This window comes from Paenibacillus sp. FSL R5-0490 (assembly GCF_001956215.1).
Classification (GTDB): domain Bacteria; phylum Bacillota; class Bacilli; order Bacillales; family Cytobacillaceae; genus Cytobacillus.
On the sequence record NZ_MRTQ01000027.1, the window covers coordinates 20,975 to 36,799 of the forward strand.

A 15,825-nucleotide genomic window follows, 5' to 3' on the forward strand; every position below is an offset into this window, starting at 1 on the left:
AATTTGGTAGCAGTAATTATGTACATGTCTCCAAACCGGAGACATGTACGGGAATTATTTAATTGTCAGCCTGCTTCGCCATCCTCGGAATGAGGAATCCCATAATCACACCTATGGCAATGACAAGCAGAATACTATAAAGAATCATTAATTTGTTATCCTGTTCAGCGGGTGCTTGATCCTCCGCAGTGAAAAAGCTTTCCTGTTTCGAATCGGAAAAAAGCTGAAGCTGGTCTGCTTTTGCGGTGATGGTATTAGTAGTGGTTTCACCGCCGTCGAAAAGCTTCTCCTTCACTTCCTTCAAAGGATCCAGGTTCTTTTTTGTAAAAGTAAGATCCTTTTGTTCTTCCGGGATCTCTTTCTTATTTTCATAAAGCGATTTTTCATGGAGGTAATCGGTATTCTCTTTGAATTCCTTTTTTTCATAGGTATTCGGTGTTACGTTATTAAAATCAGGGGTTGCCCCGGCAGATTGGCCAGCAAGCAGCCAAAACGCCGGGAGCAGAACTATTACTTTAAGGAATTTATTAAGCTTCATAAGCCTGGTCCTCATCCCTCTTTGTACGCAGGTCCTTTATAGACCGGACTGCAAATGGAATGATGGCAAGGAAGGCAATAATGCCAAGCAGTATGACGATGGCCGGAATAAACAGGGTTTGTGAGTCATACTGAATGGACATATACACCTTGGACATTGGGTCCTCATAGTTAATATTCGGTGCTGTAAGAGCAAGGAACGGACTGATGAAGAAGGCGATAAGACCTACACTCAGAATCCATCCTGCCAAATTGCCGATCTTGAACCCTGCCAGTACAATGGCCGAGGCTGCCGTCAGCAGCAATATGGTGAAAATGGTCCACTCTATTGCGCGATCCTGTTCCATTGAGTAAATATTGAGGCCGAATATGCTGATAATCAGACCAACAATTAGATTCAGCAGCACAAACATGGATGCATGGACAAGCATCGGCGCATTTTTGAAATAATGGCTGAAGTATCCGATCATTAAGCTGCTGAGCAGGACAATGGCCAATACGACAACCGGCGGCAGCTTGTTTTCCTCTTTCTTTTCAGCTGTTTCTCCGCTGATTTGAAGCGGGCTGGATAATTGCTCGTATACCGGACCATTCTTTTGGCCATTCACATAGGTGTTTCCAAGAAGATTGTAAATATCATCCCTGAACATCTGAGTTGTCTCTACGTTCGAGCCCCACTTGGAATTCAGTGTATCTGCATCCTGCTGGACACTTTGCACCTTTTGCTCCAGCTCGTTTGTATAGGATACGATATTGCTTTGATTTTCTCCTATAGATCCAACAAGATCATTAATCATCAGCATTCTTTGGCTGATTCCCTCTTGTTTGACCATAACGGAAGTTCCGTCAATGCCATCGACAGGCATTTGGGTATTAGCCGATAATAACTGAATATTATCCATAACAGCTATTGCGCTTTCCTGCAGTGCAGATAAGTCTGATTGCATAGCAGATTGCTGCTCTTCAATCTTCTGGCTATAATCATTAAAAAATGCAGTAACCTGATTATCAAGACCTGAAAGCTGTTCCTCAGAATATGGGATGGATGTATTCAATTCATCCCAAACCTTTTGTTCATCCTCGTTCACCTTTACAATAGGATTCAACTTCTCAATAAAGGTTTTAAGTTTCTCAGGATTATAATTAATGGAGGACTCTATAGTTCCTTCGAATCTTCCGAGTGCAGAATAATATTCCATCATTTTTGAAGGAACGGCATAGATAATTGGCTGGTTAAACACTTCTGTTAACTTCGCCTTGCTTTCGCTGTCTAAATTTAATTCAAGAATTTTATTTTCTTTCTGGTCGATTAAACCAATTAAAGATGAAAAATTTCCGGAATTACTTAACTGCTGAATCAAATTTTTGTTCTCTTCAACCAGCTTATTATAGTCTTCAACCAATTTTCCGTTTTGAGCAGCCAATTCATTGTTGACAGCCTTGAGTTCATCCACTACTTTCTGCAGAGGATTTTCTCCTGTGTCATTCGCAGAAATCTTCTGCTCTACATTAAGCAAACGCTGGGAAAGCTTCGGCAGGCTTGCGACTGCTGCGGCAGCTTGCTCCGGAGTTCCTTCAATTGTTTCAAGCGAAGATTTAATCGTGTTTATTTCATTGGCAATGGCCTGCAGCTCTGCTCTCTCATTTTCCAGACCTGGAACTGAAGGAATGGCTTTATCCGGATTCGTGGTAGCAGCAGTCTGTTTTACAGCATAGCTTTTGTTTGAAGCCGCTGATGCTGTTCCTGGATTTCCGGCAGATGTCCCTTTTGACAATTCCTGCTTCAAAGAAGCTATGTTTGCCTCGACTTGGCTTAGGGTATTTCGTTCTTGTTCCATAAGATAATTAATCAATTCTTCTCTTTGTCTATCCACTTGTGAAGTGCGGATAGCAGAGAGGCTGCTGAATGTCTCACTGTTTTCTTTTAGCTGAGACTCAACTGAATCAAGTGTGCTTGACAGCTGCTCACCGCCTTCATTTAGTGCGGCTAATGATTCAGAGTACTGCGGATCGTGTTTCCCGGTTAGGGCCTGTATATTTAGCACACTTTCATCCTGCAGCTTCTGAAGAGTTTCCCGCTGTGCATCCTGATATTCCTGGTATTGGTCAACATATTGAACAAATCCAGCAAGACTCTCTTCAAATTGAGTAAGGTTATTTTCACCTTCTGAAGTACTCTCTGCAGCTGTCTTCACTGTCGACTGAATGCTCTCCAGCATATTGCGCTGCTGTTCAATTTCCGCTGCCAGGTTCTTTGAGCTGGGCTTATAGAAAGCGAGCATGGCATTCTGGAAGTCTATTTCTTTTTGTAAAATGGTATCGAACTGGGATTTCACATTTTCAAGGTCCTGTGATACATAGGTCCAGTACAAGGTTGAAATCTTTCCATTCACACGGTTGGTGGCTGTCTGAATCTCGCGCAGAACTTTTTCCCGGTTCAGTGAGTTCAGCTGGTTCTGAACGGTATATTCAAAATTTGCTTTTTCAGGCTGCTGGCTTTCATAGGACATGATGTTCTTTGAAAAATTGGAAGGAATATAAACGACTGCGTCATACTTGGTATTCCTCAAGCCATTTTCTGCAGCACTTCTGCCGATGACGCTCCACTCATATTGTGAACCGTCTTCGAGGATCGATGTGATTTCCTCTCCAAAATCAAGAGACTTATCTTCCTTGTCAGCCCCTGTATCTTCATTAACAACTGCTATGGTTCTTGTGGCATTCTCCCTGACCAGCAGAGGATTATCGCCGATTGAGCCAAAAAAGATGGCTGGCGCGGCAATAATCAGAAGCATCACCAAAACCATTTTCACGATATATTTTGTTTTGGCTGTCATGCTAAGACCTTCCTTTCAGTGGCACATAAAGGAATTTGAATTTTTAATTCCTTTCCGTTTATAACGTAATAACCATATCCCGGCTGAATCTCCGCCTCTTTCCGGTCGTATGGAAGGGTAAAGAGCGTCTGCTCTGATTTTTTCATCAGAACGACTGCCTGGCGGATCTGTTTGATTTCTGCCGTTAAGGAATCGTATCCTTTCGTCAGTTCATTATTGCTGCCTGTCACGATGACGCTAAAGCCAAGATGGCTTCCATTTTTCATCAGCCTTGCCATTCTTTCCTGCAGGCTGTTATCCAATGTCTGTGCAAAACGGGAGTATCCATCCACAGCCAGCACGATCGGCGAAAACTCTATATCTGTATTGCCATGCTGGATGGAATTAAGATATTCTTTTTCCCTTAGGGATAACTGTTCTTCAGCCTTTGCTGCCCAATCGCTGATCTGATCCTTTGTCTCGATATAGACTGACTTTTCCTCACTGGCATAGGATGATAATCCTCTGTCAAAGGAATCGAAAATACCGACAGATTCAGCACCCTGAGAAAGCATTTGATTGATCATAAGCTTAAGGACATTTGTCTTTCCTTTTTGGGCCTGCCCAAGGATAATGCAATGCTTCGTTTTATTGAAGTTTGCATATACAGGTTTGACTGATTCTTCATCAAGGCCAATTGGTACAAGTCCTGGCTGTGTCTCTCCCGCAGTGTAACGGGTAAAGTTAATTGTATTAAGCTCTGCCGGAAGCATCGGAACCTCTTCAGGCTGACTGCAGTCCTTGTATTTCTCCTTCAGTTCCTGGATGTCAGCCCGGATCGATTCCATGATCTCGAAATCGTCCTTGCCCTCTGCCGGCAGGAATACCTGTGAAAAATAGGCCTCTTCCATTTTAATAATGGCTCTTCCTGGTATTGGCTCAGGTGCGAATGGAACTCTCCCCAGAACGGAGTAAGCCTCGCTGCTGTCCATCAGATAATGGACGACTTTTGTTTTGAGGTTATTCATGAGCGACTGCCGGATAGAATTGATCCGTGTCGCAGCGAAAATCATATAGATGCCGAGTGACTGTCCATCCCTGGCAATCTGATTAATTTGCGTTTCAAGCTCCTGCATTTCCTCTTTTACTAAATCGAAGTTATCAAATGTGATATAGACGAGCGGCAATTTTTCATTGCTCATCGAATTGTACATCTTAATTCCGCTGACTTCCTGCTGCTGGAATAATAGCTTTCTGCGGGCAATTTCATCCTTGATCAGATTCATAAACTTTTCAATTTTTCGTTCTTCATCCATCAGGAAGAAATCGGCCGTATGCGGCAGCTGCCTTAATGGAAGGAGTGAACCATTGCCAAAATCGAAAATATAATAATGTGCTTCTTCAGGAGACCGCTTTTCGGCAATGCTGAGCAGCAGTGTCATAATTGTATGGGATTTTCCATAACCGGATGAGCCGAACACGCCTACATTTCCATCCTCTATGATTTGATAGCTTAATGGATACTGGCTCTGCTTCTCAGGCTCATCCACCATTCCTAAATGAATTTCATTATTCTCCTCAGCGCGATAAAGTTTTCTGCTTAAGCGCCCTTCAAGAGGAGGAAGCCACGGACTTCTAAGTTTCTTAATGCCCATCGAGAACTGTGCTGCTTCAATTTCTTCCACAACTGCTTCAATTTCTGTCTTTCCGCCTTTTTTCTTCCCTTGGCGTGAATTCACATCTGATAATGGCACAAGCCCAAGGTCAGTTACGATTGCAATCTCATCCTCTGTCTCAGAAGAGTCTTCCATATAAGGGGCCCCGCTCCATGCAGATTGGAACAGTTCATAGACTTCATTATTGCCGACCTGCAGATAGCCGCGGCCGGTTACGGTAATAGCAGCGGCATCGCCGTTTTTAATGATTTCCCGGCTGTCATCTGTGTCCTGAACCTTTAAAGCCACCCGGAAACGGGCATTACTCCAGATCTGTTCGTCAATGACACCGCCCGGCTTTTGGGTTGCCAGAATTAAATGAACTCCCAGGCTCCGGCCGATTCGCGCGGCACTGACGAGCTCTCTGATGAATTCGGGTTCTTCACTCTTAAGCTCCGCAAACTCATCGGAAATCAAAAACAGATGAGGAAGCGGCTCCTTTGCCATATTGTTTTTATAAAGGTCTGTGTAATCGTTTATATGATTTACCTGATATTGATCAAAAAGCCTTTGCCGTCTTTTTAATTCGCTTTTGATGGAGGCAAGCGCTCTTGAACTGAAGTTTTTGCTGCCTTCAATATTGGTAATCGTACCCAGGAGATGCGGCATGTTCTTAAACGGCTGTGCCATGCCCCCGCCTTTGTAGTCAATCAGCAGGAAAGCGACCTCATGGGGATGGAAGTGAACAGCAAGTGAAAGAATATACGTCTGCAGAAATTCACTTTTTCCCGACCCCGTTGTCCCGGCCAGCAACCCGTGAGGGCCATGCGCCTTTTCATGAAGATTCAATAGCGAGAGGTCTTCCTTTCCTTTTAAACCGATTGGAACTGCCAGGGATTTGGAAGACTCCTTCGTAAGCCAGTTCTCTTTGATTGGAAGTTTCCCTACTTCTTTAACCTTCATCATTTCCAGGAAGGAAACGCTATTTGGAATGGAATTGGTCATTCCAACCTGATGATCAAGCGTTCTTAACAGACGGGAAAATTCCTCATTTCCCTTCTTCTGATGAACATCAAGCTTAAATGGAATGCTCACGGCCTTTTTATCTTCAATCAGAATGTCCCCTTCTTCCTGATTGACATATCTGACAAGGGTTTGAATATTATCATGCAAGCTTTCCTTTGAGTCTGCTGCAAAGATCACGGAGATTCCCATATTGGAGTGATCTCCCTCCAAATATTCCAAAATCACATGATCTGCAATCAGCTGGTGATTGGCTATGATGAACACAAGATGAGGTGAATACACCTGCTTCTCTTTATTTTCATCCAAATCCCTTTCACGCAGGATTTCATAAAGGGAAGACAGCAGCTGATCTCTTGTTTGTTCGTTATAAATCAGCCCTTTTGCATGTGCATGCGGCATCTGGAAATGCGGAAGCCATTTGAGCCATTCCCATTTTTTATATTCTTTTTCATTAAAAATAAATACGAACCGAACATCATGATAGCTGTGAAAAAAGGCCAGCTGCCCAATGATCTGGTGGATCTCATTTTTAACAACCGACTCTTTTCCGATCAGCCCGATTGGCCCCTTTGCCAGATCAGCCACCACAGGTACATTTCTAACTTCTTTATACACTTTTTCCATCTGCTGTGACTGTTCAAGCAGATCATCGATTTCACGGTTTGACATATCCCCTGAGCTGACCTTCACCTCATAGCTCGCAGGCACATTTCCGGTACCCAGTCTGAATTGAAGGAAATCAAAGCTCTGCAGAGGCCGCTCCCAAATGCGGTCGGATATATGGCCCGTAAAATACTTCATTTTCTCAAAAGACGGAAAGTGGAATTCCAGAACATGCTTCTGCTGGTCAGACAATGCCTGCAGCTCTTTTCGCTTCTCTTCCAGATAGGCAGTATAAACTCGATGCCTGCGCTCTTTCCGCTTTTTTTGATTGCTTTTATCCTTGAAGTACTGGACTGTGGATGTCACTAAAGTGGTCATGAACATGACCATTGAAATGATAATAAAAATCCCTCTTGGCTGAATTAAAGCCACGATGCCCATAACGATCAGCATAATCAGCGGCGGCATGATAATCAGCCATAATCCCCTGCCTGAATCATCCGGCTCCTGTGACGGAAAGGACAGGGAAACCTTCTCATCCGGCATTTCATAGATCATTCTTGGCGTTCTCCGATAGAGCGGATATTTCTTTGCCATCTCAGATTGCGGCCTGATGGTAATGGGAAGCTTTGATTCATAGTATTCAAAGCTATCTATCTGGAAAAGATCTTCTTCTATTATTCTTAAAGACATAAAGGGGAAGAACAGCACATCCCCCATTTCAAGGAAGGTCCTCTCTTCAACTCTTTTTCCGTTTATATAAAGCTGTCCTGAACCCGGCTCTGCCATCCAGCCCTTTTTTGTTCTTATCAGGTCAAAAGAATGGCTGGCCTCCATTAAAATGCCGTTCTTTTTATAAATGGAAGCTGCCGGGTTATCAGAGGAAATCTCTATTTCCCTTTGATAGCCCGAATAGTAGGTCTGGCTTTTAAGGGCTTCAGAGGTTACTATTATCGTCAGGATTTCCCCCGCATCATTTATATGAAAGGGTTCTCCGCCATTCAGCCTTCCGAGAACCGACTCATTCTGCCTAACTTCATAGAAGCTGTCGTGCTTTTCTATTGACACAATTCCTTTTGTAAAAGGAAACTCCCTTATTGTCACCAGCTGTTCCAGCTCAGGGCCAATGGTGATCCTGCTGATTTTTTCAATTGGCATAGACAGCTGCTGGCAGTAATCGCTGTAAAACAACCATAACTGTTCCATCTTTCCACCTCCTGTCTATCTTAATTTGGCTTTGTCTTTTCTGACTCTTCCTTCTTCTCCGCAGGCTTTTCTGCAGATGTTTCAGCTGCCTTTGCATCTGCAGGCTTTTGCTCTTCAGCAGCCTTTTGTTCAGGCTCTTGTTTTACTGCCTGTTCATTATTTTCGCTGCTGCTTTGCTCATCCTGAAGACGCTGCTCCTCTTCCTCCTGAGCTTTCTGTTCCTCTAAATACTCATCAATCTCTGCTTGAATTTCGTCGATTTTCTGCTGTTTTTCATCGGATTCAAGGCTATCATCCGCTTTGACAACTTCACGGTACTTAAGCAATGCGAAAAGAATTAAGTCCCGATCCTCAAGATCCCGCGAGATATCGAGAGCCTCCTTGGCGTCTCCCCTCCCAATGTGAATCCAGTAATGATAGTAAAGGGGATCCGTCTGAAGGGTGATTGTATTTTGGACATTCTCTTTTTGGTCTTCTGTCAATGCTTCATTTATTATGTAGGACTGTGCCAGTTCGTACTGTACCACTCTTGGCATCTGATCAATATCATAATTGGATAACTCAGAAACGACTTCACTATACTGGCTTTTCAGGAAATGCTCCTGGCTGTTAATAAAAGCTGCCTGTTTTGGCTGAGTAAAGATAAGGGAATATAGGCTGAAAGCAACGAAAGGCACTAAAGCAATCAGCAGACCCCATGCCGAATATCTTGTGGCTTTCCACTTTTTTTGCGGAATCCTAGCATATTCCTTATCTTTCTTTTCAAGCATTTCTATATTAGTCCGGATGACGTCTGACAATTCATTTTCATCCTTGGCTTGGATGATACTTGCCGCTGCGGGCGACAATTCAATGGTTTCATGAAGGCTAAGGTAATCCCGGAAGGCGCGATTTCCATCTACAGCAGAAGCGATGGTCGCTTTCAATTCCATCCAGAGTTTTTCCTGATTGGTTTCATAGGGCGGAAGGCTTTCACTTACACCATAATGAAGCAAATGGGGTGACAAGCTTTCATCCGCCACAATGTTTTCAGGACAGATGATAAGATGCAGCCTGGAATACGGATGACTTTTCACAAGCTTCAGGAGCTGCGAAGAAAAAATCCATCTGCTTCTCTGGTCTTTCTTTTTTAATTTGGAAAAGGTTAAGTAATTTGAGGGAAGTTTCAGGACGAGGCGCAGTTCATCCTCTGTTAAATGGATATCCCTTTTAATAGCTGATTCCATCGCCTGGAGCAATTCCAATTCCGCAGCAGCATCAGCTTTAATTTTTTCTCTTTGGAAAAGAATAGTAAGGGATTGATGATCTGTTTCGACAACCGCTTCAAGCTGCTCTTCAAGGTAGGTTTGACTCTTTTCTGACATTTTTAAATGCTCCTTTATAAAATTTCGAAACGGTCTCCAGTGGTAATCCCCTTTTCTGCCAGCTTATCGTTTCCTGACAGAATCATTTGCTTGTTGGGAATTCTGACCCAATATCCTTCCCGGGGCGGCTGAGAAATTGACTTAGCTTGCCAAACAATATCAACTACTTTTTTAACAGAGTGATAGTTAGATAGACGGAGGTCAAAAGGTTCAAGTTCATAATGTTTTAAATCAATTGTCACTTCTATGTACATTGTCAACACCTCATAAAAAAAGAGCGCTTTTCATCCTGTGAATGCAGCGCTCCTTCTCCACTTAATTGATTCAGATCTAATTAACCGCGGATTTGGCCAGCGATCTGGTTATCAGCATCTTCAAGAGCTCTTGCAGTATTATTAAGCTGAGCAGAAATATCCTCTAATAACTGCTGCATTTGAACAAATGAAGGTCTTAAAGATTGGTATTGTTCAGCAAACGCTCTGCTTGCTTCCCCTTCCCATGCACCTTCCAGTTCACGAATCATATTATCCAGACGGACAATCTGATCCCCAACCTGGCTGCTTTCTCCATTATAGCGGTTAGACATGCCTACTAATTCTGCTGGTGTAACGCGAATAACTCCTGACATTCAAATCTCTCCTTTTCAATAGGTTACTATTATTGTAAAAATACACAATAAAAAGGTCAATTACTTACTTGCAAAAAATAACAAAACAGTTATTTATACCCACTAATACCCACTTTCGAAAAGTTTAAACCTAAATTGGTATTTTTTTCATAGTTTTTTACTATTTTTTTGATTTTCAAATTCAAATTTTCTACCTATTTATTACTATCATGGCAGTCAAAACTCGTCAAATCGCTAATGCATCCGTGTCGAATTATGTCTGTGGTTTTATTCCTATTATTCTATAAACCCCTAATTGTATTTTATAGGTTAAATTACCCTGTTATATAGATATTTACTAAACTTTATTGTACCCTTTTTTTTCCTAAAACCAGCCTTCTAGTTTATATGGTACTTTTGAATCATTTTCCAAAATAAATTTCGGGATTCATTAAGCAAAAAAGATACAGCTGAATCGCTGTATCTTTTAACAACCTATTTATTCCCCAACCACCTTAGCATCCTTTAGCATGTCCTCAGTCAAAGCAACTCCCTGTTCCTCAGCTGCTTTCTTGTTAATCACAAGCTCAAGGCTTTCCGGATAGCCGACAGGAATCTCACTCGGCTTTTTGCCTTCAAGAATATCAACAGCCATTTGGCCTGTAGAGTAACCAAGATCATGGTACTCAAAGCCATAGGAAGCAAATCCGCCCCGTTTAACCGAATCGCTTTCTCCCACAAAAGCTGGAATGTCTTTTTCATTGGCTACGTTCAGCACAGATTCAAGGGCAGATACCACAGTATTGTCCTTAGGGATGTAAAACACATCAGCACGTCCCACTAAGGATTCTGCAGCCTGTTTTACCTCTGAGCTTGTTGAAATTGTTGTCTCTACTGCTTCCAGACCTGCCGCCTCAATGGCTTCTTTCGCATGCTTAACATTTACTACTGAATTTGGTTCCCCATCATTGTAGATAATGCCCACCTTTTTGGCATCAGGTACAAATGTTTTGATAGAGTCAATTGTATTTTTGATGGCATCCGGATGTGTATCAGATGTACCCGTTGCATTCCCGCCGGGTTTGTCCATGCTTTCCACAAGCTCAGCTCCCACAGGATCGGTGATGGCTGTAAAAAGGATTGGAATATCTTTCGTTGATTGCACAACCGATTGTGCACTCGCAGTAGCAATTGCCAGGATTAAATCATTCTTGTCCGCGACCAGGTTCTGGGCAATGGACATATTATTGTTCATATCCCCCTGGGCGTTCTGGAAGTCGATTTTAAGATTTTTTCCTTCTTCATATCCAGCATCTTTCAATGCAGCTATAAATCCTTCTCTCGCAGAATCCAGTGATGGATGCTCAACAATTTGCGTAATGCCGATTTTAACCGTTTTCTTTTCTGAAGCTTCTCCGCTGGTTTCCTCATTTCCTGAACCGCAGGCAGCAAGCATGAGCAATGCACTGCTTGCCATGATGGCCAACATCTTTTTCATCAAAAAATCCCCCTGAACAATTATGTATTTTTTAAAATTTTTATAATATTTTGATATTAACATGTTTAATATGTTTGTAACAATAGCTAATCCTCTTTTTGTCAGATAAATTGAGCTCCATGCAAAATAAAAGCTGATTCCAAATGGAACCAGCCTCTGCTGCTCTATTAACGAATGGACTCCCTATTAGGGATTTCATTATATTCTTCCGGATTCAAATCATAAACACTGCCATCTGCAACACCATTAATGATTCCCATAAGACCAGTTTCTACAGTCTTAACCAGCTGGCCTTTCATCTTTTGGCCATAGTTCTGTGTCTGCCCTTTTACTTCAAACAAGACTACCCCGCTTCCGTTCAAGGCAAAGGAACCAAGTGCTGTTCCAGGCAAATCTAAGTCCTGGTCATATAACGAAATATTGGTAAACACTGAATTGCCTTTTTCCTGAAGTGCATCATAAAGTGCCACATTTAGCTGCCGGGAGAAATCAAAGCGGTAATTCTCCGCATATTGATTATATTTTGATCCCTCTGGGGAATTTGGATCGGGAATGAAATCGGCTGAGATGGACATTGTAACGTCTTCATCCGTTCCTTCAATCTTATAGAAATTTTGGTGATGAAGATCTAAAAAGACTTCTACATTTCCAAACTCCTCTTGCAGACCTTTATATACATCCCGAACTGTTTGGGATTCAGGTGTGATATACCAGCCTGGAGTGCTCGAATTACCCGGAAAGTTCTCCGCTTTCGGAACATAGTTCAAGTCGGGGTTAAAGTCACGGTTTACATCAAAACCTGGAGCTGCTGCATAGTCATCCCCCTGCAGAGTGCGTGTGTAATAATTCCAGGTTGGCAGTGCGTTATGTAATTGAGGAAACTTCTCCTGGACTTCTTCCCAGGTCATCACATTACCACGCCTGTCCAATTCAGAACCATCGGCATTCATCATCGGAATCGCTACAATCGTCAGTTCTTCCCTAATTCTTTTCGCGGCTGCTGATTGGCTTGAGCCTAAGTGCTGAAGAATATTCAACAATGCGACAGTACCAGTCTTCTCATTGCCATGAATTTCACTTTGCACCAGGACTACTTTATCTCCATGGCCCACTCTTGCTGTAAAGATATCTCTTCCCTGATTCGTTTTACCCGCGGACTCAACCTGAACCAGGCCATTCGATGACTTTTCAAGCTGGCTCAGCATTTTCTTCAATTCTTCATAATCTACAAAGCCATTAACAGATATATTTTCCTCTGTCACTGGCTTTGCTCCCTCAGCAAAGCTAACTTGAGGTACTAAGATCGATGCCGCCAGCGCTGCTGAACTAAGTACTTTCCATAATGATTTTTTCTTCATTTTTAAGCCTCCCCTGATCTTCTTTTAATTCGGTATCCGAATTATTTCTATCATGCCTTTTCAACCTGAGGATGTAAATCTGCTAAAAGAATTAATATTCTGAATTATAAATATCCTACATTTTCCTTATTGGATAAGACTTTCATCACGCTAAAAAGGACTGCGTAAGATCGCAGTCCTTTTTGCGTCAGTCAATTAATCCCTCTTCTTTCAGGAAATCAACCGCCACATCTTCATATTGTTCTTTATCAATATCAACTCTTGCATTAAGCTCCTGCATTTTTTCATTATCAATTTTACCTGCAAGCATCTTCAATGCTTCTTCAATTTCAGGATGTTCTTTCAGCGTATCAGCCCTGATGACAGGGGTTGCATAATACGGAGGGAAGAATTTTTTATCATCCTCAAGGACCTGCAGATTGAATGCCGGTATGCGGCCATCAGTGGAAAAGGCATCAATGACATCCACCTCTCCATTCTTGATGGCACTGTACATAATGCCGGAGTCCATGGCCTGTGTTCCGCCAAATTCAAATCCGTAAGTATCCACAAGGCCGGGATAGCCATCAAGGCGCTCCAGAAATTCCGGCTCCGAGCCTAGAGACAGCTCCGATGATTTCTTGCCTAAATCTGAGATGGTTTTAACTCCCCAGTTTTCAGCATCTTCTTTTCTTATAGTCAGTGTATACGTGTTATTAAACCCAAATGGCTCAAGCCAGACCAAATCATAATCAGCCTTGAAGCGCTCTTTTACGAGGTCATACACCTTGTCAGGATCACTGATCATTTCTTCTTTTAAAATACTCAGCAAGGCTGTTCCCGTATATTCCATATATAAATCATAATTTCCGTTATTAACGCCTTCAAATGCAGGTGCGGTACCTCCCAGGAAGGACTCATATTTCACATTTAAATCTGTATGCTCTTCAATCAGATGCCCCATGATGTAAACCATGATTTCCTGCTCTGTGAAGTTTTTGCCTGTAATGGTGATCGTATCTTTGCCGCCGGCTGTTTCGCCGAGCTGAGCAGCAAACGCAGAAAGAGGAAGGATTAAAATTAATGCGGTCACCACCCATTTTCTCCAGCGGCTCACAGCTGGATTGGTTTTCTGCCCTTGTTTAAGCCCCTGCGGAGTCACATCTGTCTCCAGAAGCTTCAGCAAATAGTCAAAAATAATCGCTAATAGAGCAGATGGAATTGCACCTGCCAGAATAAGACCCGTATTATAAGTCTGCAGTCCGCGGAAGATTAAATCTCCAAGACCGCCAGCCCCAATGAGGCCTGCAATTGTCGCAACACCGATAATTAATACAGTCGCAGTACGAATCCCGCCCATGATAACACTCAGGGACAGTGGAAGCTCCACCATCCAAAGGACCTGCCGATTCGTCATTCCCATTCCGACCCCGGCGTTGATGGCAGACTTTTCAACACCAGTAATGCCTAGATATGTATTTCGAAGAATGGGCAATAAGCCATAAACGGTTAAAGCAATAATGGCAGGGGCTTGTCCCGTTCCGATGAATGGCACGAGAAATACAAGAAGTGCGAGACTTGGAATCGTCTGAAAAACTCCTGCAATCCCAATAATTGAATCGGCAATTTTTCGATGGCGGGTTAAATAAATCCCCAAAGGAACAGATATTAAAATCGCAATGGCGATCGAAATAAGTGAAAGATACATATGCTCTAAAATTAAGTTCCATATAGTCGGCCAGCGGTTTACAAAAACGTCAGTCGTGCTGCTGATCATGTTAAGAATCGTCTACACCCCCTATCCTGTTTATTCGACGATTTCGTCGACCATATATTCTACAAGACTTGATCGGGTCACAATGCCCAAAAGGTTCCTGTGTTCATCCATAACCGGAACAAAGCCGTAAACAGATTCGTTCACAAGCTGAAAGGCCTTTTCCGCCGGATCATTCTGCTGAAGTGTCACAACGCTTGAATCCATAATATCTTTAAGCATTAACTCTTCATCCTTGTAATTTTTCTGGACGTCCCAGACGGTTGCAATTCCCTGAAAAACATTTTGATTATCCACAACGACAAGACTGTTAACCCGCTTGCTTCGCATCAGCTTCAAGGATTCAGCCAGCCTGCGGCTTTCGCCCGCTGTTACAGCCGGAACCATTAATTTGGTTAGTTTAGGGAATGATATGCTGTCACTTTCCTGAAGCCGGTCTTCTCCAATAAAGCTTCGGACAAACTCATTAGCCGGCCTGCGGATGATATTTTCCGGCGTATCCAGCTGCACCACCTCCCCATCCTTCATAATACAGATGCGGTCAGCGATTTTAAGCGCCTCATCCATGTCATGGGTTACAAATACAATGGTTTTCTGGATATCCCGCTGAAGGCGGACTAACTCATCCTGCAGCTGCTCCCGGCTGATCGGATCCAGTGCACTGAATGGTTCATCCATTAAAATAATTTTCGGCTCAGCTGCCAGCGCACGGATAACACCGATTCTCTGCTGCTGCCCACCGCTCAGTTCTGAAGGGTAACGTTCACCAAACACCTCCGGATCCAGTCCTACCATATGCATCAGTTCGTCCACTTTATCTATGTATCTTTCCTTCTTCCATTTCATCAGCCTCGGAACAAGCGAAACGTTTTCTTTAATCGTCATATGCGGAAGCAGCCCTATTTGCTGGATCACATAGCCGATCGTCCGGCGAAGCTTGACTGGATCTTCTTTTGAAATATCTTTTCCTTCAATTGTAATTGTCCCTTTTGTCGGCTCAATCAGACGGTTGATCATCCTCATGGTTGTGGTTTTTCCAGATCCGCTGGGTCCAATCAGAACCAGCAGTTCACCTTCCTCGACCTTAAAGGTAATATCCTTGAGAGCATGAAACCCGTCCTGAAAGACTTTGTTTACTTCTTTAAACTCAATCAACTTTTCAGCACCTCCTATACATCAAACAATTGTAAAATTATGGAACAACCTATCCGCAGATACGTTTTTCAGGGTAACATAAACCGCTAAATCATGCAAAAATCATTAAATTAGTTATCCCACTATAATTCCATAATATTCATATTTAACCTTAATCTTCTTTCTCCAAACCAAAAAGGTACTTCATCTTAAAAAAACTCCTTATTAATCACCATCTTTAATTAATGTGGAGGATTTATGCTGCCTT

At 42.7% G+C, this 15,825-nt stretch carries 10 protein-coding genes; all 10 read right to left on the reverse strand.

The genetic code is table 11. From position 1 onward, the window contains the following. Positions 1 to 58: 58 nt before the first annotated feature. On the reverse strand, positions 59 to 538 hold the full coding sequence (essA, locus tag BK139_RS19565; RefSeq protein WP_076262149.1) for a type VII secretion protein EssA: 480 nt from the start codon (positions 536 to 538) through the stop codon (positions 59 to 61). Beyond that, positions 528 to 3,374, reverse strand: coding sequence for a type VII secretion protein EsaA (gene esaA, locus BK139_RS19570; RefSeq protein ID WP_076262151.1), 2,847 nt, complete (start codon positions 3,372 to 3,374; stop codon positions 528 to 530). The genes essA and esaA overlap by 11 nt, the downstream gene beginning before the upstream one ends. Beyond that, positions 3,371 to 7,843 carry a type VII secretion protein EssC gene (gene essC / locus BK139_RS19575; protein ID WP_076262153.1) on the reverse strand — a complete coding sequence of 1,491 codons (4,473 nt, stop codon included), beginning with the start codon at positions 7,841 to 7,843 and terminating at the stop codon, positions 3,371 to 3,373. The genes esaA and essC overlap by 4 nt, the downstream gene beginning before the upstream one ends. 20 nt (positions 7,844 to 7,863) lie before the next feature. Then, positions 7,864 to 9,207 (reverse strand): type VII secretion protein EssB, encoded by a 1,344-nt coding sequence (gene essB / locus BK139_RS19580; RefSeq protein WP_076262156.1) that lies wholly within the window; start codon positions 9,205 to 9,207, stop codon positions 7,864 to 7,866. Positions 9,208 to 9,221: 14 nt separating this feature from the next. Beyond that, positions 9,222 to 9,461: an ESX secretion system protein YukD gene (gene yukD, locus BK139_RS19585; RefSeq protein ID WP_076262158.1), complete on the reverse strand. Its 240-nt coding sequence runs from the start codon at positions 9,459 to 9,461 to the stop codon at positions 9,222 to 9,224. 80 nt (positions 9,462 to 9,541) lie between these two features. After that, complete coding sequence (locus BK139_RS19590) at positions 9,542 to 9,835, reverse strand: WXG100 family type VII secretion target (protein ID WP_076262160.1); 294 nt, start codon at positions 9,833 to 9,835, stop codon at positions 9,542 to 9,544. Between the two features lie 478 nt (positions 9,836 to 10,313). Next, positions 10,314 to 11,312: an ABC transporter substrate-binding protein gene (locus tag BK139_RS19595; protein ID WP_076262162.1), complete on the reverse strand. Its 999-nt coding sequence runs from the start codon at positions 11,310 to 11,312 to the stop codon at positions 10,314 to 10,316. A 167-nt stretch (positions 11,313 to 11,479) separates the two neighbouring features. After that, the gene (locus tag BK139_RS19600) at positions 11,480 to 12,670 is read right to left on the reverse strand and encodes a M14 family zinc carboxypeptidase (RefSeq protein WP_076262164.1); all 1,191 of its coding nucleotides are present in this window, start codon (positions 12,668 to 12,670) and stop codon (positions 11,480 to 11,482) included. A 187-nt stretch (positions 12,671 to 12,857) separates the two neighbouring features. Then, positions 12,858 to 14,426: a glycine betaine ABC transporter substrate-binding protein gene (locus tag BK139_RS19605; protein WP_076262166.1), complete on the reverse strand. Its 1,569-nt coding sequence runs from the start codon at positions 14,424 to 14,426 to the stop codon at positions 12,858 to 12,860. Between the two features lie 30 nt (positions 14,427 to 14,456). Then, positions 14,457 to 15,578, reverse strand: coding sequence for an ABC transporter ATP-binding protein (locus BK139_RS19610; RefSeq protein ID WP_076262168.1), 1,122 nt, complete (start codon positions 15,576 to 15,578; stop codon positions 14,457 to 14,459). Positions 15,579 to 15,825: the final 247 nt, after the last annotated feature.